The organism is Sulfitobacter sediminis, from assembly GCF_040811725.1.
Taxonomy (GTDB): domain Bacteria; phylum Pseudomonadota; class Alphaproteobacteria; order Rhodobacterales; family Rhodobacteraceae; genus Sulfitobacter; species Sulfitobacter sediminis.
Genome location: NZ_JBFNXX010000007.1, coordinates 150,587 through 173,440, shown reverse-complemented (window position 1 = coordinate 173,440; position 22,854 = coordinate 150,587). Strand labels below are relative to the sequence as shown.

The window sequence follows — 22,854 nt, the reverse complement described above, 5'->3', positions numbered from 1 at the left end:
CGCTTGCCCGAAGGGAGTGCCGATGCTCGGCTTCATCATCCAGCGTTTCCTGCAGGCCGTCGCCGTCATGGCGGTGATGTCGGTGATCGTGTTCTGCGGCGTCTACGCGATCGGCAACCCCATCGACATCGTGATCCCGCCCGATGCGACCCAGGACATCCGCGAGGAAGCGATCCGGCGGCTGGGGTTGGATCGTCCCCTTTATGAGCAGTACTTCATCTTCATGGCCAATCTGCTGCAGGGCGACCTGGGGCGGTCCTTTGTCTACAACATCCCGGTGCTGGAGCTGATCGGCGGGCGGCTTCCCGCGACGCTGGAACTGGTGCTGATCTCGGTCATTTCGGCCACCGTTATCGGGGTGACCCTTGGCATTTACGCAGGCTACCGCCCGGACAGCTGGGTGTCGAAGACGATCATGGCTGTCTCGGTGCTGGGCTTTTCGGTGCCTTCCTTCTGGGTCGGCCTCATCCTGATCCTGACCTTCGCGGTGAACCTCGGCTGGCTGCCAGCGGGCGGACGGGGCGAAACGGTGGAGATCTGGGGTGTGCCCTGGTCCTTCCCCACGCTCGACGGTCTCAGCCATATCGTGCTGCCCGCGATCAACCTCGCGCTTTTTAAGCTGGCGATGATGATCCGGCTTGCCCGCGCCGGGACCCGGGAAATCATGCTGACCGATACGATTAAATTCGCCCGCGCGGCGGGGCTGTCGGAGGGGACGATTCTGCGGCGGCACCTGCTGAAGCTGATCTCCATTCCGATCATCACGGTCTTCGGGCTCGAGCTTGGCTCGACCCTCGCCTTTGCCGTTGTCACGGAGACGATCTTTTCCTGGCCCGGTGTCGGCAAGCTGATCATCGACAGCATCGCGGTGCTCGACCGGCCGGTGATGGTTGCCTACCTGATCCTCGTGGCCTTCCTCTTCGTGACGATCAACTTCGTGATCGACCTGGTGTTTGCCCTGATTGATCCCCGCGTTCGCAAGGGGGCCACTGCATGAGCCAACCCGCATCGCCCTTGCACCGCTTCTGGGTGGAGTTCCGGGAGAACCGGATCGCCGTCGTGGCGCTGGTCGTCGTGGTGATCATGATCCTGCTGGCGCTCTTCGCCAACCTGGTCTCGCCGCAGAACCCCTACGACCTCGCCAACCTGTCGCTGATGGACAGCCGCCGCCCGCCGGGCTTTGTCGGCTCGGGTGGCTATACGCATTTATTGGGCACCGACCCGCAGGGGCGCGACCTGCTGTCGGCGATCTTCTACGGCCTGCGCATCTCGATCCAGATTGGCCTTGCCGCAGGCTTCGTCTCGCTCACCATCGGCACGGCGCTCGGCATCCTCGCGGCCTATGTGGGCGGGCGGATCGAGGCGCTGATTATGCGGCTGGTGGATTTGCAGCTGTCTTTTCCCGCGATCCTGCTGGCGCTGGTGATCGTGGCGCTGCTGGGTCAGGGCAAGGCGCAGCTCATCGGCGCGCTGGTCGCCGCGCAATACGCCTATTTCGCGCGCACCGCCTATGGCGCGGCCAAGGCTGAGCGGGGCAAGGATTATATCGAGGCGGCTGTCGCCACGCCGCTTTCCAGCCGTCAGATCGTCTGGCGGCATCTGCTGCCCAACTGCACACCGCCGCTGATCGTGGTGGCGACGGTGCAGATCGCGAACTCGATTTCGCTGGAGGCGACGCTCAGCTTTCTCGGCCTCGGTCTGCCGGTGACGGAACCCTCGCTCGGCATGCTCATCTCTAACGGCTTTCCCTACATGATGAGCGGGCGGTACTGGATTTCCGTCTATCCGGGCGTGGCGCTCATCATCCTGATCGTGGCGATCAACATCGTCGGGGATCAGGTGCGCGACCAGTTCAACCCGAGGCTGCGAAAATGAGCGATCCGGTTCTCAGCGTTCGCGATCTGCGCACCCATTTCTTTACCCGTGCGGGGGTGGTTAAGGCGGTCGATGGCGTGTCCTTCGACCTCGCCCCGGGCGAGATCATGGGGCTGGTGGGCGAAAGCGGATCGGGCAAGACCGTGACGGGCTTTTCGCTGCTGGGACTGGTGGACGAGCCCGGGCGCATCGTCGAAGGCTCGATCAGGCTGCAAGGGACCGAGCTTACCACGCTGTCGGGCGCGCAATTGCGCGCGCGGCGGGGCAGGGATATCTCGATGATCTTTCAGGACCCCATCACCACGCTGAACCCGATGCTGACGATCGGTCAGCAGATGCGGCTGGCCATCGACGCCCATGAGCGGCTGAGCAAACGGGCCGCCGAGGCGCGCGCCGCAGAACTGTTGGGGCAGGTCGGCATCCCTTCGGCCGCCGCCCGTTTGCGCGCTTATCCGCATGAATTCTCGGGCGGGATGCGCCAGCGCGTCGCCATCGCAATCGCCCTCCTCCACCGGCCCGCTGTGATCGTCGCGGACGAGCCGACGACGGCGCTCGACGTGTCCATCCAGGCGCAGATCCTCTACCAGATGCGGGACCTCGCGGCGCAGACCGGCACGGCGCTTATCTGGATCAGCCATGACCTCGCCGTGGTCTCCAGCCTCGCCAGCAAGCTTGCCGTCATGTACGCAGGCCGCATCGTAGAGCAGGGGCCGACCGCGACTTTGCTACGCGATCCGCGCCATCCTTACACGGCGGGCCTCATCGCCTCGCTGCCCGCCATGACGGAACCGGGCACGCCGCTGGCGCAGATACGCGGCACGACGCCGTCGCTTCTCTCGCTGCCACCCGGCTGTCCCTTCGCTCCGCGCTGCGACCGGGCGACCGGCGCTTGCGGTTCTGAACCGGAGATGACCGAGCGGGACGGACGCGGCTGGCGCTGTTTCCATCCGGTAGGTCTTGCTGACGAGGTGCCCGCGTGAGCGACTTCGTCACCATCGAGAATGTCAGCCGCCTCTTTGGGCCGAACCTCACCACAGGCGAGAAGATCGCCGCGAAGCTGGGCGGCAAGGTCGAAACGCGGTCGGTGCGCGCAGTGTCTGATGTGACGCTATCGGTGCGCAGGGGCGAGACGCTTGGGCTGGTCGGTGAATCCGGTTGCGGCAAATCCACGCTCGGTCGGTTGATCGCGGGTATCCTGCCGCCGAGTTCCGGCAGCGTCGCCATCGACGGCGCGCCGGTAATGGACCAGGGGCGCAAGGTCACGACCCGCGTGCAGACGGTCTTCCAGGACCCTTTCGCCAGCCTCGATCCGCGCATGAAGGTGGGCGAGACGGTGGCCGAGGGGCCCATCGCCCACGGGCTGACCACCCGCAGCGGCGCGCGCGCCTATGTGGCGGAGTGGTTCGAGCGGGTGGGGCTCGATCCGGTGTGGACGGACCGCTATCCGCACCAGTTTTCGGGCGGTCAGCGCCAGCGGATCGCCATCGCGCGGGCGCTGGCGATGCAGCCGGACGTGCTGATCTGCGACGAGCCCGTCGCCTCGCTTGACGTCTCGATCCAGGCGCAGATCATCAATCTCTTTCTGGAACTCACGCGCGACCTTGGGCTGACCACCATCTTCATCAGCCACGACCTTTCGGTGGTCCAGCACGTCAGCGACCGTGTCGCCGTGATGTACCTGGGCCGGATCGTGGAGCTTGGTCCGGTGGCCGAGGTCTTCGGTACCCCGGCACATCCTTATACAGCGGCCCTATTCGGATCGGTGCCAAAGCTGGTGCTGGATGCGGACGAACTGGTGCGTTTTGAGACCATCGAGGGCGAAGTGCCCTCGCCACTCTCGCCACCGTCGGGCTGTTACTATCATCCCCGCTGTCCGCTTGCGACAGAGATTTGCAGCAAGGTTCAGCCCGAGAGGCAGGGAGTGACCGACGAACGCCTTGTCGCCTGCCATCATTTCGAAAAGCAGCTCATCGGTGTTGCCGAAGGAAAATGAGACTACCCGGCCAAAGGGTCGGTTTCGGTCGCTGTCAGACGACCCGCATCGGGCCATAGGCCCGGCGTCCCCGGTAGGCGGACTTGAAGAACGCCGAGCCCGCCGCGTCGAGGTCGGCCAGACGCAGATCGAGTTCCTCGTTCAGCAGGACGCCCAGTTCCTTTTGCCTGCGCTGACGGACATCCGCATCGGCGAACTTCGGAAAAACGTCATCCGACCAGAAGTCCGAGAACCAGGCATAGTCCGCGACCTTCGAGGTATCGAACCCCTCAAGCGCGGTCATCACACAGCCGAGCCGGGCGCCGAAGATGGCCCAATCGCCGTTCTGCGCATCTGCGCCCACCGTGCACCAGACGCGCAACCGCTCGTAATTGGCACCGCCAATATGCTTGGGCAACGCTTCCGCCCGTGGCAGGCCGGGATGGGCATCGTAGGCGAGGACACCGTCAGCCAGGTTGAACTTGACGCCTTCCCGGAAGCCGCCGCGAAAGGCCTGGGCGGGCGTGGCCGTCATATGCACTTCTGACAAGACCCGGTTCACCTGATAGTAGGGAACCGTCCAGCAGAAATCGACAGCGGCTTCGGCTCGCCCTGCGTTTTCGTGGGTGCGCAGGGCCAACAGCACGTCTCGCGGCCAGATTTTGACACCCCCGTTCCCGTATTCAAGGCCATTGAGGACGTTGCGGGCACTGAAGGAAAAGACCGAAACCGCATCGCGGGGCGCGATCTCGAAGTTACCGCTGAGGAATTCCTGATCAATCACCACGTTATCCGCGTCGACAGTGACAACGTGTTTGGTAGTCGAGATTTCGCCCGCCTTCCGATGCGCAGCATCGAATCCCTTGACCCCGTGCACCCGCCTGGCGCGAGGATGGTGTGATGAGAGTTTGCCGAAATTGCTGTCGGCATTCGGTTCGTCGAAACTGAGAAATACGATGTCGCAGGCCGCGAGGTCGATGATCATTCCCAGACCCCCGCATGTTCCGACAACCGCACGATGGCGGTCGGTTTCCATTTCTCGGACAAAAGCCGCCTGCGCCTGGCAAGATAGGCGTCCCAATCGTGCTCGGGGCGGAATGGCTGATTTGCAGCGGCATTCGGCAAGACGTCAAAGGCAAAGCCCGCGTGGCGCAGTGCAGAGAAATCGAGAAGATCGACAATAAGCACCGGCAGCATGTCCTGCGCGGTTGAGGAACTACGGGCGACCGGCAGCAGGGGTTCGATCTCAGGCCATTCCAGCCCGGTCAGGTCAACCAAAATGATCGAAAGCGATTGACCAAGCCGCGCGGTATCCTTGATGACGGGGCTGTCGGGATTGAAGGGCCAGGTATGATCCCAGTTCAGTTCGGCCTCTTCCTGTGGTTCCTCCTTACGGAAACCCTTGAACCAATCCCGCATCATTCCGTTGCACCCGTTCGTTGATCCGCAGCGCCGCAAATGATTCCCGTGATGAGATCGCGCCAGGCACCCGAGATGATGTCCGCGTCTCGTGCCTCCACGGCTTTGGCTGCCGCCCTTCCTCTCGCGCGCCAGGTATCGGGGCCCTCTGACATGGCCCGGGCCATGGCATCGGCCAAAGCGTCCTCGCCTGCTGGATCGTAAAGCACGCCCGTGGCTCCCGAGGATACAACATCGCGCAGTCCCGGGCAGCTCGGCCCGAGGACGCCTCGGCCCAGCGTGGCAGCGAGGATGGCCGAACCTGAGGTCAGCGAACGGACGTAGGGCAGCACGATCAAGTCTGCTGCCGCATGGAAGGCCGCAAGGTCCTCGGCGCTTGCGAAGCCTTCCTTCAGAAGGATGCGGATGTCGCTATTGGTGTCCAGCTGCAATCCATCGACGAAATGCCCGGCCACGATCAGCCTGTCATCCGGCCCGGCAATGCGCTGAAAGGCGGCCACCACCCCCTGAGGGTTCTTGTACTGTGCGATCCGGCCCGGCAGCAGCAGCACCATCCCGGCGTTTTCGATTCCGAGCGCCGCCCGTGCGCTGTCGCGCGACACGACCGGGTAACTCCCACGGTAGTTGCCATGCGGAATCACCCGAATTTTCGTGGCTGGCAGGGTACGATCCTGCCGGGCGGCCACGAACGCCTCGAGGGAATGCAGGTGGATGACATCCGCAAGCCCGGTTAGACCGCCTATGAGATCGGCCAAATCCTGCTCAGGGTACTTCTCGTGGGGGGACAGGTTATGCAGGGTCCAGATAATCTTGCCTCCCGCATCGCGGAACGCGGCGAGACCATCCAGAAAGCTCTCTACCGTTTGTCGGGCATCGATGAGGACCTGATGCTCCCAGTGAAGATGAAAAAGGACCGGCCGCTCCGCGTTATTGTCCAGCAATTGCAATGCATCCGCCGCGCTGCCGGACTTCGCCGCTGCAAAGGGGCGCAGGGCAGCGTATAGCTGCGTCTGGTATGGGTTCATGGCCCGGTAATCGGGATAGAACACCAACGGGATCGGAGCTGAACGCCGTGCCTTCAACATGGATCGACGTTTGCACATCGACGGCGATTGCGCGAGAGGAAACGCGCAGCAGAAGGCCGGCTCGACCCGAACTTGACGCACCATCGGGGCGCAAGGTACGCTTTCATTGCGCAAGCAACATTATTGCGCCGAATATTTGAGGAAGTTGTCATGCCCAAATGGATACTCGCCCGAACCCTGACATTGGTCGGCATTCTTGGCGCGCCTTTTTCGTCCGTCTCCGCGAAACTGCCTGATCCCGGTGATTTCTCGACCGAGAGAGAAGCGCGCGAGTATTTGCAGCGCCATCCCACCGGTCCCCGGGCCACCGCCGCTTTCCTGGCGCTGTCGGATTTCCGCACAACTGCGGAGAATGCGGGCCCGACCCGCGAGCAGATCGTGGAAGGGTTCAGTGCCTTTCAGGTCGCCCAGGGCTCATCCCGGCGGCCCACAACCCTTTCGACCGGCACCGCAAGCGACGGGCCCGGCGGGGGTCAGCACTGAACGCCAGATGTTCGCCAGCCCCCTGACAGACACGCTGCGTTTCGGTGTCTTCGCCGCGCTGGTCTTCATCGCGGCCCCATCCTGGTCCCAGCAGGTGCCGGGTGCGGCGCCCCGCGTGGCCATGGTGGTGGGAAACTCAAACTACCAAAGCGTCCTTGCCTTGCCGAACCCTGCGAACGACGCGCGCATCATTGCCGAAAAGCTCTGGGAATCCGGTTTCGAGGTGATCGAGACCATCGACGCGGACAGGGAGGAAATGCTCGCCGATCTGGCGACCTTCCGCAGCAGGCTGAGGGAGGGGAGCGAGGCACTGTTCTTTTACGCAGGGCACGGTGTTCAGGTAAACGGCAGGAATTACCTGATCCCGGTTTCCGCCACCCCGTCCTCCGTCGAGGACCTCGTGAACCAGTCGATCGATGCACAGCTCTTCGTCGACATCATGTCGAACTCCGGGGCGCGGCTGAACCTTGTGATGCTGGATGCCTGCCGCAATAATCCCTTCGCTGAGATCACCGAGCCCGACACGACCGAGATCGAAACCCGCGCGCTGGCCATCGGCGCCTCGCAGGAAGAGGTGGCACGGGGCCTGAAGGCGCTGGCACAGGCCAGCCCGGGTGGTCTGGCCGAAATGACTTCCGGCAAGACCGAGACGATGATCAGTTTTGCCACCGCCCCCGGCGCTGTCGCCTTCGATGGTGTCGGAAACCACAGCCCCTATACGCAGGCCATCGTCGACAACATCGACGAGCCGGGGCTGGAAATCAACGAACTTTTCCGCCGTGTCCGTGGTGACGTGCGCGAGGCCACCGGGGGCGACCAGATCGCCTGGACGACAAGCACGCTGGAAACCCGCTTCTATTTCAAGACCAACGACGGGAGCCTGCGCGACAGTACCACCGGCATGAGCGTAGGTTCGGACACCCTCGGTGCGCTTCCACCGCAACGGATCGTCGACCGGACCTTCTGGCGGGCGATCCGGAACACCGACCGTCTGGATGCCTTCGAGGCCTATCTGAAAATGCTGCCCGAAGGCGTCTTTGCGCAGGAAGCGCGGCAGAAAATCCTCGACCTCGGTGGCGATCCGGCCGCGATCGAGGCGGTTGACCCCCTTCTGACGGGGGTAGAATCGACAGCGCCGACCGAATTGCAGATGGCGATCAAACGGGAAATCGCCGCTCAACTGGATCGCGGGGACGTCTCCGTCGCCATCGGGACCGGGGCGGAGGTGCTTCCGACGCCGGAAACGAACGGCGGCTGGGTCTATGTCCAGAAGGCGCCGCGGCTGGGCGAAGTGACGGTCGAGGAGGACCTTGAGCTCGAACCCAGTTCGGTGCGGTGGCTACCTCCGGGCGCGCGGCTGCGGTTCATACCCATCGTGGGTTCGAACGGGGGGCAGGACAGTTTCGTGGGGCTTGAGCTTTTGGAGAACGGGAACACGGCAGAGACCCGCGTCGCCATCGAAACCCACGTGGATGCCTGTGACATGCTTGCGGGCAATCCCTATGACGCGCAACGGGTCACTGCCGGCACCCGGCAGTTCATCATCGACCGCAACTTCGATGCCGCTATCGTCGCCTGCGAAATCGCGGTCGAAAAGCATCCCGAGAACGTCCGCTTCTGGGCGCAACTGGCCCGTGCCTACCGTTCTGCGGGTCGCTACGAGGACGCACTCTTTTATCAGCAGAAGGCCGTCGATGCCGGATATTCCTCGGCAAAGGTCTACCTCGGTCAGATGTACCTCGATGCCCAGGCCGTCCCGCAGGACTACGAGCGGGCCATCGACCTTTTCCAGCAGGCCGGGATCGAGGGGGAATCCGCAGCTTATACGGCCCTGGCATGGGTTCATCGTGCCGGTGTCGGTGTGCCGCAGGATTACGAAAAGGCCATGGGGTTCTACCGCGAAGGGGCCGCGCGCGGCAATGACTGGGCAATGACCAATATCGCTGAATTCCATCAGAAGGGTTTCGGCGTTCCTCAGGATATCGGCGAGGCCGTGCGATGGTACATCACGGCAGCCAAGAGCGGCGAGCTGACCGCGCAGACCAGGCTCGCGCGTATCTACCAGACCGGTGACGGAGTACCGCAGGATTTTGAGCAGGCCCGTTTCTGGTTCGAAACCGCGGCCGGGCGCGGCGTGCCCAATGCCGTCACCCGTCTTGGCGTGATGTACGAGCAGGGGCAGGGTACAGCCAAGGACATCGAGGCGGCGGCCCGGCTCTACACCCGTGCTGCCCGTGACGGGGATGGCGAGGCTTTCTTCCGTCTCGGAAGGCTTTATGCCTCCCAACACCCCATCTTCGACGATCCCGCACGGGCGGCGCAACTGCTCGAACGGGCGCTTTCAGAAGGGGTCTATGGCGCGGATCGCGAACTGGCCCGTCTCTACGAGGCCGGGCGCGGTGTCGGGAAGGACTTGGCACGGGCGCGAACCCTCTATGCGTCCGCTGCCGAGGGTAATCCGTGGGCGGCCCGTGATGCGGGCAGGGCCTGGGCCTCCTCGGACGGGTTCGCACCCGATCTGGCCGAGGCGGTGCGCTGGTACCGTCGCGCGGCGGAGGGCGGAGTGCCCTGGGCAGCGCTTGACCTTGCGAAGATGACCGAAGCGGGACGGGGGGTAGAGCCCGATCGCGTCGAGGCCCTGATCTGGTATGCGACGGCTTGGGGCCTGAGCGATGACGCCAATCTGGTGAAATCCGTGGCGGAACGCACCGGGTCCTACACGGAGCAGGAGTTCAACAAGGCGACGCAGGTGCTGCTGACGCGGCTTGGCGCGGATATCGGTCCGGCGGACGGGCAGATTGGCCCCAAGACAAGGGCCGCGCTGCAGGATGCCTTCGAGGCACGAGGTCAGAGCCTGCCAGCGGGGCGCATCGACCTTGATCTTCTGGGCGCGCTGGCGAACTTCGAATAAGGAATACCCGATGAAAGACTGCCAGCGGCGATTTCGTGTCATGGTCCGTGACAGGGCGTCCGCCGTTGTCAGGCAGTCCGAAGCTTCCTGATCGCGGTGGTCATTCGGCTGGATATCTGCGTGCTTGCCGACATACGTGTTGGCGATGTCGCGGCGCCCTGCCATGCCGCTGCACTGGATGCGCTGGCGGATCGGGGATACCGCGTGGGCATTTTGCCTGTCGTCGCAGAGGCAATCGCCGCCGACCCCTTCGCGGTGCATCCCGACCACGAGCGGTTGTTCAAGCAAGGCCGGGTCACGCGGCTTTCGCCGGATGCCGACGTTGATTGCACGCTTGCGCTGGCTTTCGACAGCAGGCTTTTCTCTTCACGCCTTTCCAATCCCGCGCTGATCACCTCGAAGATGTGGATCGTCACCGTCGAACGCCCGTTCGATCTGGCGAACCTGTCCCGCCGCGAGCTGGAAAAAGTCGCTTTCTCGGCCGAGATGGCCCTGGGGGGCAAGCCGCTTTGGGCCCCGTCCACGATCATCGCGCGGGATGCGCTGACCAAAGCGGCGCCGGACTGGTCGATCACCGATGAGGATTGGTCGCCGGTGGTGCCCCGTGCGGAAGGCCAGCGCGCCTACGCCCTCGAAACCGCGCGCCCCAATGTCGGCATGACGCGGATCGCCCGAGCCCGCGCCAGCGTGCTGGTGGAGGAAGAGAGCAATTCGGAAGGCCTTTTCGGCTCTCCCTTCGTCGCCTGGAAGATGCGCGGCGGACCAGAGATGTTCCAGCTCGCCTGGCCGCAGCGCTCTCCGGTGGAGCTTTGGCCCGATGACAGGATTTCGATCGGCGATTTCCTCGCGCGGATCGACCTTCTCGCCAATGCAGACATAGCGGCGAATGACCCCTGCCCGGTCGAGGCGCTGATAGCCATGCAGGCAGGCGTGATCCCGTTTCTCGACCCGGAATACCGCAGCACTTTCGGCGGCGCCGCTCTCTACGGCGATTTCCGGCAATTGCCGCGGGTGGCGATGGATTTTCATGGGGACCGGGGATTTGCCGAAGACCTGAGGGCGAACATGCAGAGCGTCTTGGAGACGACCTTTTCTGCTGAGAGGTTTTCGGGCAGAGTCGCAACGCTGATTGGCCCGCCCCGGACAGAAGCTTTTGCGCCCTCGATTCAAGCGCGGCCCGCCAGATCGGTTATCTTCTATTCCTCGAACGGCGTTGGCATGGGTCACCTGACCCGCCAGCTTGCCGTCGCCCGGCGGTTGCCGGGCCGCTTTTCCCCGGTCTTCATAAGCCATTCGCAGGCGGTCGATACCGTGCGCGGGTTCGGCTATCCGGTGGAGTACATCCCCTATCATCTTACCTACAACGAGGCTTTCGCCCACTGGAATGCCGCCCTGACCGAGGCGCTGACGGCGGCGATCGGCTTCTACCGGCCCGCCGTCGTTGTCTTTGATGGAAATACGCCGTTTGTCGGGCTCATGGCTGCGCTTGACCGTGCGCCCGGTGTTGCCCGCATCTGGATACGGCGCGGGATGTGGGCCGCCAACCGGGATTTCGACGTGCTGCAGCGGGGTGAGGCCTTCGATCTGGTGGTCGAGCCCAATGAAGTCGCGCCGGAACTCGATGACGGGCCTACGTCAGAACATCGGCAGGGGACGCTCTGCGTGCCGCCCATCCACGTACTCGACAGCAATGAACAGCTGGACCGGGAGGCGGCATGCAGGGCCCTGGGGCTTGACCCTGGCAATGTGAACGCGCTGGTGGCTCCCGGATCGGGCAATAATTTCGACACGGGACGGATCGCAGAAATGGCCGTGGCGCGATTGGCGAACCGGCCGGGACTGGGCATCGTCCTGGCCGAATGGCAAATCGCGGAGCGGGCGGCGGAAATACCCGCAACCATTCCAAGGTTGAGTGAATATCCCTTCGCCCGGTTTCACAAGGCCTTCGATTTCGCCATCGCTGCCGCTGGTTACAATACCTTCACGGAACACATGGTCGCCGCGCTTCCCACGATTTGGGTGCCCAACGAGAACGCTCAGCAGGATCAGCAAATCCTGCGCGCAATCTTTGCCCGTGATACGGGCCTCGGCGCCTGCCTGAGAACCAGCGAGCATTTCAACCTGGTACGGGAAATCGAAGCCATGCTGGACAGCGACAAGCGAAAGCTGATGCGCGCCCGCGGCATGGCCTTCGCAGAGCGTTCCCTGACACGCAACGGCGCGGAAAATGTCGCCGAGGCAATCGCGGCGCTCTGCACAACCGCGCTCTCCCGACGCGCGTCCTGAAGCTCTCTCAGCAAGCTTCGGTACAGTCCAACCAGCCGAGAGTGTTTTCGGTCTTGCCGGATGGCTTGTATTCCGCCCCCAGTGGGCGTTGCCAGCCCATCGTGCTGATCTGATCGAAAACATAGCGGTAGTCGATTTCGCCATGATCGGGCGGACCCCGGTCCGGAACAGCGGCGAACTGGATATGCCCGACTTGCGGCAGCAGGGCGCGAAGCCGGGTCACGATGTCTCCCTCCATGCGGCCCACGTGATAGCAGTCGAACATGAGCTTGACGCCGGGCAAGTCCAACTCGGACAGCAGCGCGGCCGCCTGATCGGTCGTCTTCAGGAAATATCCCGGGGCGTCATGCCGGTTGAGCGGTTCGATGAGAAGCGTGATCGGAGCAGGGCAGCTGCGGCGGGCGTAGCGCAGATTGTCGAGGAAGGTCTTTTTCGCGTCCGGACCATCGGCAAAGCCCGCCATGACATGGATCGCCTGCGCCCCGATGGCGTCCGCGTAGGCAATGGCCTTGTCGATGGCGGCCCGTGCATCGCGGTCGCGACCCGGCAGCGCCGAGAGACCGTTCTCGCCGGGGCCACCGCGCAACGTGTTCAGGCCAAGCATCGGGAGCCCGGTTTCGGCAAGGGCGTCGCTGACCTCGGTTGATGGAAACTCATAGGGCCAGTGGCATTCCACCGCATCGAAACCCGCCGCCTTCGCGGCGCGAATGGCATCTGGCAGGGGGCGGTCATTCCAGAGAAAGCCGAGGTTGGCGGAAAATTTCATCCGTCCCACTCCACATCGAACTGCGTAACTACCGCCCTCACTTCTGCCTCGGTCAGGGCGTGCGGATTGCAGCCCCTTGTCACCATCGCGAGCCTCGCGTTTTCCTCTAGCTCTTCGATGGCGTTGCAGGCGGCCTCCACGTCCTTGCCTGCCACCACCGGACCGTGGTTCGCCAGCATCACGGCGGTGCGTTTGCCCGCAAGGCCGCGCACCGCTTCGCCCATGGCAGGATCGCCGGGCAGGAAGAAAGGCAGAAGCTTGACCCGGCCCAGCTTCATGATCCCATAGGGTGTCAGCGGCGGCAGGAAGTCGTCCCGGTCAACGTCGGGCATCATAGAAAGCGCGACGGCGTGCGTCGAATGCAGGTGGACGACGGCCCCCGCCGTGGAACGCGTTTCGTAGAAAGCGGAGTGGAGCGGCATTTCCTTGGTGGGGGGATCCCCGTCGACAAGCCGCCCTTCCGCGTCGAAGCGGCTGAGCCGTCCGGGATCGAGACGACCAAAGCTTGTCCCGGTGGGGGAGACAAGTAGACCGCCGTCCTCCGTCCGGGCGGAGATGTTGCCGGTGCTGCCATGGGTCAGCCCACGGTCAAAGAGCGACTTGGCCAGAAGGCAGATCTGTTCACGGAGGGCGGCCTCGTGTGTCATAACACCTCCAGGGCTTCGGTAAAGAATTGCTGCGATCCGAAGTTGCCCGACTTCAGAGCCAGGGCGATCCTGTGTCCGCAGCTGTCGCAGAAGGTCCAGGGAACGCCCGGTGCGATCTCGCGGCCGATCTCGAGCCGGTCTACCCCAAGCGCCTGGGTCACGGCCCCCGATGTCTCTCCCCCGGCGACGACAAAGCGCCGGGCACCCGCGTCGCGAGCCGCGACAGCGCAGGCGGCCAGTGCTTTTTCCACCAAAGCGCCCGCGCGGGCCTGTCCCAGTTTTTCCTGTGCGGCCTTTACCTCGACGGGTTCGGCGGTGGCATAGACCAGCGGGGCCTTCGCAAGGTCCTGTTCCGCTACCCAGCCAAGTGCCGCGTCCGGTCCGGCATCGGCCAGCGAGAGGGGGTCGACCTTGAGCGCCGGCGCGCCGGTTTCCAAGTAACGGGCGACTTGCCTGTTGGTCATGGCGGAACAACTGCCCGACAGCAGGATGGACTTGTCGGTTGTTTCAGGCACCTCGGCGCTCGGCACATCTGAGCTAAGCACGTCATCCGCGCGGTAGAGTGCCGGAAGCGGCATCGCCAATGCGCTGCCCCCGGTGATCAGCGGCATGTCGCGGCAGGCGCGCGCGATGGTTTCCAGATCGGCGTTCGCGACCGCGTCCACGACGACATGCGCCACCCCCTCGGTCTGCAACGCCGCCAGTGCCTTTTGCACGGCTTTTGCTCCTTCGGCGACGCAACTGCGGTCGATCAGGCCGACGGGTTTCGTGACCTGCGGCTCAAGCAGCCGCATGAGGTTGGAGTCCCGCATCGGTGTGAGCGGATGATCTTTCATCGGGCTCTCGGCAAGCGGCTGGCGTCCGACAAAGAGGTTGCCCATGTAGACCGAGCGGCCATTCTCGGGAAAGGCGGGGCAATAGATCGTCTGCACGGTGCCGAGGTCCGCCATCAGCGCCTCCGCGACCGGGCCGATATTTCCTTGGGGCGTGGAATCGAAGGTCGAGCAGTACTTCCAGAAAAACCGTTCGGCCCCAGCGCTGCGCAGCCAGTCGAGTGCTGCGCGGCAGTCGGCGACGGCTTCGGCAACCGGGGCCGTCCTGCACTTGAGCGCGATGACCTCGAAGGGTGCCGTGTCTGCCGGTGGCTCCGTCGGCACCCCGATCCGCAGAGACACCCGGACGCCGGAACGCGCCAGCAGCCCCGCCAGATCGGTGGCTCCGGTAAAGTCGTCGGCGATGCAGCCCAGTACGGTCGTCATTCAGTCTGCCCCGGCAGCGTGAGGCCAGCGTTCCGCGCGTAGACCTTGGCAATCGCGGCGTCGTCCTCCGGCCCGAGCCCCATCCCGACCGCGACCATGTACTGCTGAAGTGCGGTTGCGGTGATGGGAGCAGAGAAACCCGCCGATTTCGCGACATCCAGAACGATGCCAAGGTCCTTCGGCCAGATGTTGATCTGGCTTTTCGGGGTGTAGTCGCCATCGACGATATGCGGCGCACGGTTCTCCAGTATCCAGCTTGTGCCCGCGCATTTCGAGATCACCTCGACAAAAGTTTGCGGCGAGACACCCTGCGTCATGCCAAAGGTCAGCGCTTCGGCCATGGCAGCGATATGCACCCCGGCGAGAAGCTGGTTGACGGCTTTCATGGCGGACCCTGGTCCGGCCTCATGTCCCAGTTCGAAAACGGTCTCGGCGATGGCATCCAGCACCGGGCGAGACGCCGCGAAGGCTTCTGCGGTTCCTGCTGCCATGATCGACAGCTTGCCCTGCGCTGCCTTGGCCGCGCCGCCCGAGATGGGGGCGTCGAGATATTGCACGCCAACTTCGGCACAGCGCGCCGCCATCTCGCGGGCAAAGGCCGGGGGCACGGTAGCGCAACTGATGACCACAGAACCTTTCGGCATGGAGGCTACCTTTCCGGCTTCACCGAAAAGCACGGCTTCGGTCTGGGCGGCGTTCAGCACCACCACGAGCAGGGCGTCGAGGTCGGCAGGAAGATCACCGGGCTGACCGCCCGCAGTTTGGAAACGTGCGACGGCCTCCGCATTGATGTCCAGGCCCCAGGTCAGATGCCCGGCCCGCAGACAGGACATGGCCATTCCGTACCCCATTGATCCAAGGCCGATGACAGCGGTCTTTGTCTGTTGCGCCATTGTGTTCCCTTCGAGATGCGGGTGAGCCGTCGCCCGCCGGGATTCAGACTGCGCTTTCCACGACGCGAATGCCAGAGGGAGTTGTCGTCTTGAGCCGGAAAGGGGGGCGACCTTTCGTCTCCGAGAGAACGCTGGCTGCGCGTTCTCTCGTTTACAGGTCACAGATCGGGGCGGACTTGCCCTCAGGCTGCGCGGGGCTCTCCGAGGTAGATTTTCTGGATGTCCACGAACGGCCCATCGGTCAATCTGGCGCTGATCTTGCTCCACTCGTCGCGGTTTGCGGCGATGTCGTCGTAGAGCACACGATCGGCGCTCATTTCCTGTTCGATCGCCTCGCTAGCCGTTTCCATCCAGGCAAAGCTCAGCCGGTCCTCCGTCACACTTGTCATGCGCAGTTCCATGCCTTCGGCAAGTGGCGCTTCCGGCATCCGGCGCAACAGGTCGAGTTTCAGCATCTCAAGCACCACGTCGTCGAGGCCGTGTTCCCGCGCGAGGATTTTTTCCCGGATGGCGGGCCAGCCAAAGGTAAGTCGCACGTCGAGACCGTCGCCCACGTCCCGGGCGGCCTTGGGGGCCTTCGACCCGTAACACTGGTCGAAGAGCAGGCTCACGCCGTCCTCGACCTCAATATACTGAGAAACCTGATTGGCAGGCAGGCCGGCAATCCACTGTCCGCGTCCGGCATCGAGATAGTTGAAATTCGGCTGCAGCCGCAGGGCGTGGCCGCAATTGCCGCAGGACACGTCCTGAAAACTGTCGTGAAGGATATCCTCGCGGAAATCGGGGCGCCGGTCGGCGTTGACCGAGCCGACTGCATCCATCGTGATGAGCGTTTCACACTCGCGGCATACAATATTGAGAGGTGCAAACAGAGACATGGGTATCTCCTTTTTCTGAAATGACGTTCAAGACTACAGTGTCGCGAGCCAAGTTGCCGCCGGGTGCGACGGCTTCATCTTGCCCACGTGGTAGGCGGCATAGAGTTCCGAGAACCATTCGCCCGGCGCCCGGAACTGATAGCCCGTCATCCCCTGTTTGCGTGCCTTGAGCTTGTAGCTCATCCATCGGGAGTCGTAGCTTTCCTGATAAACCACGCCGTCGATCTCGATGCGTTCGGCCTGGGAATTGCTGTTCCAGGGGGCCGTGGCCTTGCGGGCAAGCGCGACATGGGCGGTGACCTTGGCGCGGCGCTGTTCCCATTCCTCGTCCGAGCAGGTCTCGGTTGCAGGCTTTTCGGCCGCCGCCGGGACGCTGCTGCTCATCATCAGAACTTCGATATATCCCTGATCGTACCCGAATTTGTCGGCAAAGACCTTGGCGGGGATGCCCACGTCCCTGTCGTAGATGGTCCAGCCGCCGTGATCGTCCTTGCCCTGGTTCTTGTCCATGTACCCGTGCTTGTCATCGACGGCATGGCCGACCTCGTGCAGGGTGTTCCAGCTGAAGCGGTTGACCGGTTCCATGTCGACGGGTTTGCATTCCTCGTCCTGCCCACCGACCTCGAAATCACGGCCGAACCCGTAGGTGCCGCTGAATTCGTCCTGACCCTCGTTCATGGTAATCCGCTTACCGCCGAAAGCGGAGCCGCTGGCGTTGGAGCTGTTGAAGATGAGCAGGTTGTCGTTTTCGGTCGTGTGGCTTTTGGGAAGGTCCGACATGAGCTGGTAGAACCGCTTGATCTCGGGACCGGCAAGGGTTCCGTCGGCCTGGTCGAAATCCGGATCGCCCGGATTCAGCCCCTTGCGCATGTTCTTGAGCGTGCAGCCGAAACGCGCCTCGAAGGCCACGCGCAGAACGGCGCGCTGCGCGTCCGGTTCCAGCTGGTCGATGATCGCATCCAGTTCGGCATCGCCACCGGGGCGGGCGAGGATCGCCTTGACATCGTCGGTCGAGGGCGGGTCGTTCTTGCGCATGTCGGCCAGCACCCTGGCGCTGACACCCAAGGCGCGCACCTCTTCGAGAAGCGTCAGCGCGTCCTCGATCTTGTGCTCCTCGGCCTTCTTCGCGGCCTCGTCGAGCTTGGCATGCATCGCTTCGATGTTGGGGCGGATCGCATAGCTGTGCTCGTGCTTTTCGAGGACCTCGACATAGGGTTCGACCGCGGCGTCGGTACGTGTCGTGAGGTACTTGCCATAGCCATCGGCAAGCGCCTCGATCTCGATCAGCCGGGCGATATGGCCGTCGAGCTTGGTCGCCTCGGCGATATGGTCGCCGCTTGCCTTGGCATCTGTCAGCACCTTCGCCACCTCGGTCTCGACCGGGGTGAGCACGGGGCTGATGTAGGCTGATTGCGCATGTGCCTTGAGCGCGGTGATCCGGGCGGTGGCGCGGGTCACGGATTGCTCGAGCATGCGGTACTGGCTCATCTTCTCGTCTGCGGCCTCGCAGGCGGCGATGGCCGCCTTGAGCGCGGCCTTGGCACCGCCACCGCCCGCGCTGGCCTTGGCCAGCTCGGCGTTTGCAGTCGCCAGATCTGCCTTGGCGGCGTCGGCTTCCGGCCGCGCGGCGAGCTTGTCGACGACCTTCTGTGTGCCAAAGATGACAGCAGAGGGAAAGACGTCGGTATCCGCAAGCGTGTCGAGGGTGCCGGTGATGATCTGGAAGTTCGCGGCGTCGTCAGCGCTTTCGATCGCGCGTTCCGCGTCGGTCACGATTTCTTCCATCATCTTTTTGCCGGTATCGTAATCCTCTGCCGCCGCTGCCTTTTCGGCGGCGACGAACTTGGCGTCCAACCGGTTGATCATCGTCTGGATCGCGTTGGCCTCGTCGTGCGACTTGGCCTCGTCGATCTTTGCCTTGGCGGGAGCGCGTGCGGCGTCGAAAGGCGCAAAGCCGGTGGCGCGGGTCACCAGTGGCGGGCAGGCGGCCGTGATCTCGTCCGCTTCGATGCAGGCGCGGTGGTAGTTGTCGTGTTTCGGTCCAAGCTCCAGCGCCTTGGCATAGCGCGCCTCGAGCGCGGTCAGGTCGGCCTCGATGGCGGCGTTGCGCACCGAATCGGCCTTGTCGAGCTCGGTCTTTGCCGCGGCGCGCTTCGTCTCGAACTCCTGGGCACTCTTGAGCTGGTTCTTTGCCGCGATGAGCTTGATGGCCGGAGGTTTGATACTTTCCGTTGCCGCCGCGAAGTTGGGGTCGGACATGTGCTTGGTGAAAAGCTCGAGCAGCTTCTTGGCCTCTTCGACCTTTTCCTTGCACACCTCGACGCCTGCGACCTTCTTCCCTTCGACATTGGGAAGCTCCTGGTCGTACCACCTGTTCTTGCGGTCCACCGCCAGCAGACCCGAGGTAACCTCGGCACGGATCGGTCCGTCGAGCGCCGCGCCCGCCGCGGATTTCTTGGCCGCTTCGCGCATGTTCTTGGCGTTGATGTCCGTCTGGATGTCGGTAAGGTACTGGTTCAGCCGTTTGACCGTTTCGCGCATGAACGGAGCGATGGCGACGTTTGCGGGCTGATTCACATGCGCCTTGGTGCCTTTGATCGTGGCGATATCGGCCTTGACCTGCACGTAGCGCGCCGCGGCATCGGTCGCGGCATCGGTGATCACCCTCGCCTCGGTCAGCTTTTCCTCGGCGCCGATGATGTCGAGCCCTGGTGCTGCGGCGAGCGTTTCCGCCTTTGTGACCAGCGCCTTCGCCTCTGTGATATGCGCCTTTATGCAATCGTCGTCGTTGGCGGCGGGCAGGTCGGTGTCAACCAGTTGCTTGGCATCCGCCAGATGAGTCTGGAACGGGCCGAAGGCGATGACCTTCGGCAATAGCCCTTCGAGGATCGCGATGGCACTGTCGAGGCTCGTCCGCGCAGCACCGAAATCCGGCGGAGATTTGGTCGCGGCGGTATTGGCCGCGGCGGCGGGCGTGTCGGTCTTGGCGATCTCGGTGGCGAAGGCACCGGTCGTGTCGATCCCGGCTAGATGCGCGCGCATGTCGGTGAAAACCTTCTCTGCCTTCGCAAAATTGGCATCGATTCCGTCGAGAGCCTTGTCATCCTTCAGCTTGCCCATGGCCTCGGTCGCATCTGCGGCGGACTTTGCCTCGGCGGCGCGCTTCTTGGCTTCGGCAATGTTGAGAAGGGCACCGGCGTAGTCGCGCGAGACCGCCTGCTTGGCTGCGGTCGCGAGAATGGCGTCGGCCTGTTTCAGCGCATCTTCCGCACCTGCCTTTGACCGGAGCGGGTCGAGAACCAGCTTCAGCGCGGCAAGCTTGGTGGTGTAGCTCTCGCAATCGTCGGCGCGCTTTTTCATGGTGGTCCACTGCTTGCTCAGCACCTGCATCAGCGCGGTGGCGACAGTGAACCGTTTGAGCTTGGCCTCGTTTTCGGCCTTGACCAGCGTCCCATCCATTTCGAGATAGTATTCCTCTACACCGGCACGGCCCTTATGGGTCTTGAGGGACTCAAGGTTGGTCTTGAAGGCGTTCAGTTCCTTCAGGTAGTCGGGAATGGCTTTGACCAAGGGCAGAAAATATCTGTACTCCTTCATCTTCTGAAGGCCGAACTGGTCACAGCTGACTCGATAGTCGCCCGTCTTTTCCACCTTGTTGTCGGCGAAGACCTTTCGGAAGGCGGCAAGCTCCGGCTCCATCAGCGCGCGGTCGTCCGCGGTCAGGCCGTCGATCGAGGTAAAGAGGGCGTTGAGGTCCCCAAGACGGGTATCGTAGCTTCGTTTCTTGGAGCGCAGCGCTAGCATCTCGATGTAGATCGGCGGTATCTTGTCGAGCTTCTTGACGGCGTCGTCATACTTGTCTGCCGCGGCATCGGTGGCCGCGTCGTTGAGCAGGGTTGTGATCTGTCCGGCCATGGCGTCGATGGAGGCCACGTTGATTGCGGCCAGCGCCGATGAATGGGCTTCGCGTGCCACGCGCGATGCGAGCACGGCCTTGTAATGCGCGCAGCCGTCGGCCAGTTTCTCCACCTCCCCGCATAGAGCGGGCAGGGGTTTGAGCCCGGCGATGGCGCCCTTGAAATCCTGGGCGAGCGCCTTGGTCTTGGCAGCGTCGCGCTTGGTCTTGATGTCGGTGACCTTGGGGGCGATCTCGGGCTCCGTCGCCTGTTTGTGGTGCTCCAACGTCATCAGCTCGACTTCGAAAAGCTCCAGCGCCTTGGCGTAATCTTTCTTGAGCGTGGTCTTGGTGTTGATTTCGTTGACGAGCTTGGCGACGTCCTTAAGGAGCTGATCGAGCTTCGCGGTTTCGACCGGTTTCGTGCCGTCCTTCATCTCGGTCATGGCGGTCTTGATCCGGCCGCTTTCCGTCGTCCAGGCGGCCGGTGTAACTTCGCCAGAGCCCGAAAGGATCGCCATGTATGCGGTCACCAGCTTGTCGATTTCCGTCAGCTCCGCTTCGACCCGCTTTAGTTTGGCGGCGTCATCGCCGCTGAGATCGGCGCTTACCGCAGGGGGCGGATCGCTGAGCGCGAGGTCGGCGACCAGCGCGTCGTCAGGGTCACCGACATCGGCATCGGCTTCGGCGGCGCCGACACCTGGCGCGGGCGTTGCGGTGCCGTCACCCGGGGCTGCGTCGGCAGCCGGGGGTGCGGCAGCCGGTGCGGCCGGTTCGGGATCGCCTGCGAGGGCCTCCTCGAGAACCTCCTCGCGCTGGGGTGCCTCGTCGCCCGCGCTGGCCTCGGCGGCTGGCTGCGCCTGCGGCTGGGCCTTGGCCGCTGGCGCGGCGTTGGCGTTTTCACGGATCAGCTTGACCAGCATGGGAAGCGTCTTGAGCGCCGTGGCGAAATCGGGGTTGGCGCCTTGCGCCTTTTGCTGGGCAAGCGCCCACACCGCTTCGATCTTCTTCGAGAGCGCGGTGCCCTTGGTGATCGCCTCTTCGACGTGCCGGGCGATCTTGCCCGAGGCTTCGGTCCATTTGGCGGCATCGGCAGAGCTGTCCTCGGCCTTCTGCTTTTCGCGCGCTGCGCTCAGCTTGGTTTCCGCCTCAGCCGCCTTTTTCAGGCCCTCGGTGGGGTTCTCTTCGCCGGTCTTCAGTGTCTGTTGCCAGAGCGCTTCGATCGCCTTGGCGTATTTGCCGCCCTCCTTGACGAATGCCGCGACCAGGGTGCCGATGCGCAGCTGTTCCTGGGTCCATTCGTCCTGATTGGGGTCGGCAGCGTCCGCACTGGACGCTTCTGCCGCCGCAGCCGGTTGGGCCGCGGGTTCCTGCGCTTGGCTGGCGGGCTGAGTCGCGGCTTCGTCAGCCTCGTCGGCGTCCTCATCGTCAGTGGCGGTTGCCCCATCCGGCAGAACGATGATGATGTTCATCGGCAGACCGGCTGCCTTGAACATGTCCCGCGCCTTCCGCTGTAGCCCCGCAGGCATGTCACTGACCAGTTTCAGCGTCAGATCGCGTCCATCGACCGCCATCGTCCCGCAAGTGAACTTGTTGGTTTCGCCTTCTTTTTTGACGATCCGGCCCAAGGCTTCGGCGGCCTTCGACTTGTGACACATCAGCAGGGTTGTTTCGGGCGTCTTGCCCAGGCAAAGCCCGAAATTGAGCTCGCGCTTGCGCGCCAGTCCAACGTCGGCCTTCAATTCGTCGATCTTTTTCTTATCCATTGCAGGCATGGAAATTATCCCCGGTTTCAAAAAAAGTTTGTGTAAAAAACACCTCAAGTTTTGCAGCGAGGCGCGTTTTTTGCAACAAATTTGACGGTTTCAAGCGTTTTTTGGGGTTTCGGCCAAACCGGTCGATTGACCGGAAGCCAAGGACCGGCGATGCTGCGGCCACTGCCTTTCCCAGTGGAGGGACAAGTGCCGTTTGCAAATTTTGCTTTGATTTTCGTGATCTGCAGCGCGTTTATGTCTGCCTCTTTGGGGCTGGCATCGGCATTGGCCGACGCGACCTCTGGGTCAGATGTGGTGAAGGGGGAGGGATTGGTATTGGCTGGTGAGAAAGAGAACGGCAAGGGCGCCTTGCTTGGCCAGTGGACGGTGACGCGCATCGCCTTCAACGAGCTTCCCGATGATGTGGAGATCTCGCTTGCCTTCGGCGAACTGGGCTTCGAGGCGCATGTCTGTAACCGGATCAGGGGCAGCTACGAGGTCGCGGACAGAAGCCTGTCCTTCGGGATGATGTCGGTCGATAACCGAGAATGCGATGCGCATGTAATGGAGGCGGAACGCAATTTCCTCTTTTCATTCGAACGGGCGAACGCCTTCGACATCGACGCCGACGGCATCCTGCACCTGATGTCTGCGGACACGGAGCTGGTTACCGCCAGGCGCCGGGAGTGATCGTGCTCATTTCCCTCGGGAGGCGCAAAGAGGACCATAGA

General features: G+C 63.3%; 18 protein-coding genes. 8 read left to right on the top strand and 10 right to left on the bottom strand.

The genetic code is table 11. From position 1 onward, the window contains the following. Positions 1-22 precede the first annotated feature (22 nt). Genes AB2B41_RS11550 through AB2B41_RS11535 form a run of 4 tightly spaced genes read left to right on the top strand, consistent with a single transcriptional unit; the run spans position 23 to position 3,868 of the window. The gene (locus AB2B41_RS11550; RefSeq protein WP_367877950.1) at positions 23-997 is read left to right on the top strand and encodes an ABC transporter permease; all 975 of its coding nucleotides are present in this window, start codon (positions 23-25) and stop codon (positions 995-997) included. Continuing rightward, positions 994-1,875 carry an ABC transporter permease gene (locus tag AB2B41_RS11545; protein ID WP_367877949.1) on the top strand — a complete coding sequence of 294 codons (882 nt, stop codon included), beginning with the start codon at positions 994-996 and terminating at the stop codon, positions 1,873-1,875. The genes AB2B41_RS11550 and AB2B41_RS11545 overlap by 4 nt, the downstream gene beginning before the upstream one ends. After that, positions 1,872-2,855 carry an ABC transporter ATP-binding protein gene (locus tag AB2B41_RS11540; RefSeq protein ID WP_367877948.1) on the top strand — a complete coding sequence of 328 codons (984 nt, stop codon included), beginning with the start codon at positions 1,872-1,874 and terminating at the stop codon, positions 2,853-2,855. Before AB2B41_RS11545 ends, AB2B41_RS11540 begins: the two co-directional genes overlap by 4 nt. Further along, positions 2,852-3,868 carry an ABC transporter ATP-binding protein gene (locus tag AB2B41_RS11535; protein ID WP_367877947.1) on the top strand — a complete coding sequence of 339 codons (1,017 nt, stop codon included), beginning with the start codon at positions 2,852-2,854 and terminating at the stop codon, positions 3,866-3,868. Before AB2B41_RS11540 ends, AB2B41_RS11535 begins: the two co-directional genes overlap by 4 nt. Positions 3,869-3,902: 34 nt before the next feature. On the opposite strand, the gene AB2B41_RS11530 is transcribed toward AB2B41_RS11535, so the two are convergent. Genes AB2B41_RS11530 through AB2B41_RS11520 form a run of 3 tightly spaced genes read right to left on the bottom strand, consistent with a single transcriptional unit; the run spans position 3,903 to position 6,351 of the window. Further along, positions 3,903-4,832, bottom strand: coding sequence for a hypothetical protein (locus AB2B41_RS11530; RefSeq protein WP_367877946.1), 930 nt, complete (start codon positions 4,830-4,832; stop codon positions 3,903-3,905). Further along, positions 4,829-5,269: a hypothetical protein gene (locus AB2B41_RS11525; RefSeq protein WP_367877945.1), complete on the bottom strand. Its 441-nt coding sequence runs from the start codon at positions 5,267-5,269 to the stop codon at positions 4,829-4,831. Before AB2B41_RS11525 ends, AB2B41_RS11530 begins: the two co-directional genes overlap by 4 nt. Next, entirely contained in the window at positions 5,266-6,351 is a 1,086-nt protein-coding gene (locus AB2B41_RS11520) for a glycosyltransferase (protein ID WP_367877944.1), read from the bottom strand. Before AB2B41_RS11520 ends, AB2B41_RS11525 begins: the two co-directional genes overlap by 4 nt. Before the next feature lie 150 nt (positions 6,352-6,501). Here AB2B41_RS11520 and AB2B41_RS11515 point away from each other — a divergent pair, with 150 nt between their 5' ends. The 3 genes from AB2B41_RS11515 to AB2B41_RS11505 all read left to right on the top strand — a co-directional run bounded on the left by AB2B41_RS11515 (position 6,502) and on the right by AB2B41_RS11505 (position 12,031). Next, on the top strand, positions 6,502-6,834 hold the full coding sequence (locus AB2B41_RS11515; protein WP_367877943.1) for a hypothetical protein: 333 nt from the start codon (positions 6,502-6,504) through the stop codon (positions 6,832-6,834). 7 nt (positions 6,835-6,841) lie between these two features. Then, entirely contained in the window at positions 6,842-9,745 is a 2,904-nt protein-coding gene (locus AB2B41_RS11510; RefSeq protein ID WP_367877942.1) for a caspase family protein, read from the top strand. 96 nt (positions 9,746-9,841) lie between these two features. Then, positions 9,842-12,031: a glycosyltransferase gene (locus tag AB2B41_RS11505; protein WP_367877941.1), complete on the top strand. Its 2,190-nt coding sequence runs from the start codon at positions 9,842-9,844 to the stop codon at positions 12,029-12,031. 7 nt (positions 12,032-12,038) lie between these two features. Here AB2B41_RS11505 and AB2B41_RS11500 read toward each other — a convergent pair whose 3' ends face one another. The 7 genes from AB2B41_RS11500 to AB2B41_RS11470 form a co-directional block, all read right to left on the bottom strand. Then, positions 12,039-12,797: a hydroxypyruvate isomerase family protein gene (locus AB2B41_RS11500; protein WP_367877940.1), complete on the bottom strand. Its 759-nt coding sequence runs from the start codon at positions 12,795-12,797 to the stop codon at positions 12,039-12,041. Beyond that, positions 12,794-13,444: a 3-oxo-tetronate 4-phosphate decarboxylase gene (gene otnC / locus AB2B41_RS11495; protein ID WP_367877939.1), complete on the bottom strand. Its 651-nt coding sequence runs from the start codon at positions 13,442-13,444 to the stop codon at positions 12,794-12,796. The genes AB2B41_RS11500 and otnC overlap by 4 nt, the downstream gene beginning before the upstream one ends. Further along, positions 13,441-14,703, bottom strand: coding sequence for a 3-oxo-tetronate kinase (otnK, locus tag AB2B41_RS11490; protein ID WP_367877938.1), 1,263 nt, complete (start codon positions 14,701-14,703; stop codon positions 13,441-13,443). The genes otnC and otnK overlap by 4 nt, the downstream gene beginning before the upstream one ends. Beyond that, the gene (ltnD, locus tag AB2B41_RS11485; RefSeq protein ID WP_367877937.1) at positions 14,700-15,596 is read right to left on the bottom strand and encodes an L-threonate dehydrogenase; all 897 of its coding nucleotides are present in this window, start codon (positions 15,594-15,596) and stop codon (positions 14,700-14,702) included. The genes otnK and ltnD overlap by 4 nt, the downstream gene beginning before the upstream one ends. A gap of 182 nt (positions 15,597-15,778) precedes the next feature. After that, complete coding sequence (locus tag AB2B41_RS11480; protein WP_367877936.1) at positions 15,779-16,474, bottom strand: CpXC domain-containing protein; 696 nt, start codon at positions 16,472-16,474, stop codon at positions 15,779-15,781. Positions 16,475-16,507: 33 nt separating this feature from the next. Beyond that, positions 16,508-22,135: a hypothetical protein gene (locus tag AB2B41_RS11475; RefSeq protein WP_367877935.1), complete on the bottom strand. Its 5,628-nt coding sequence runs from the start codon at positions 22,133-22,135 to the stop codon at positions 16,508-16,510. Beyond that, entirely contained in the window at positions 22,128-22,307 is a 180-nt protein-coding gene (locus AB2B41_RS11470; protein WP_367877934.1) for a hypothetical protein, read from the bottom strand. Before AB2B41_RS11470 ends, AB2B41_RS11475 begins: the two co-directional genes overlap by 8 nt. On the opposite strand from AB2B41_RS11470, the gene AB2B41_RS11465 reads away from it, so the two are divergent. Next, positions 22,295-22,813, top strand: coding sequence for an META domain-containing protein (locus AB2B41_RS11465; RefSeq protein WP_367877933.1), 519 nt, complete (start codon positions 22,295-22,297; stop codon positions 22,811-22,813). The genes AB2B41_RS11470 and AB2B41_RS11465 overlap by 13 nt on opposite strands. Positions 22,814-22,854: the final 41 nt, after the last annotated feature.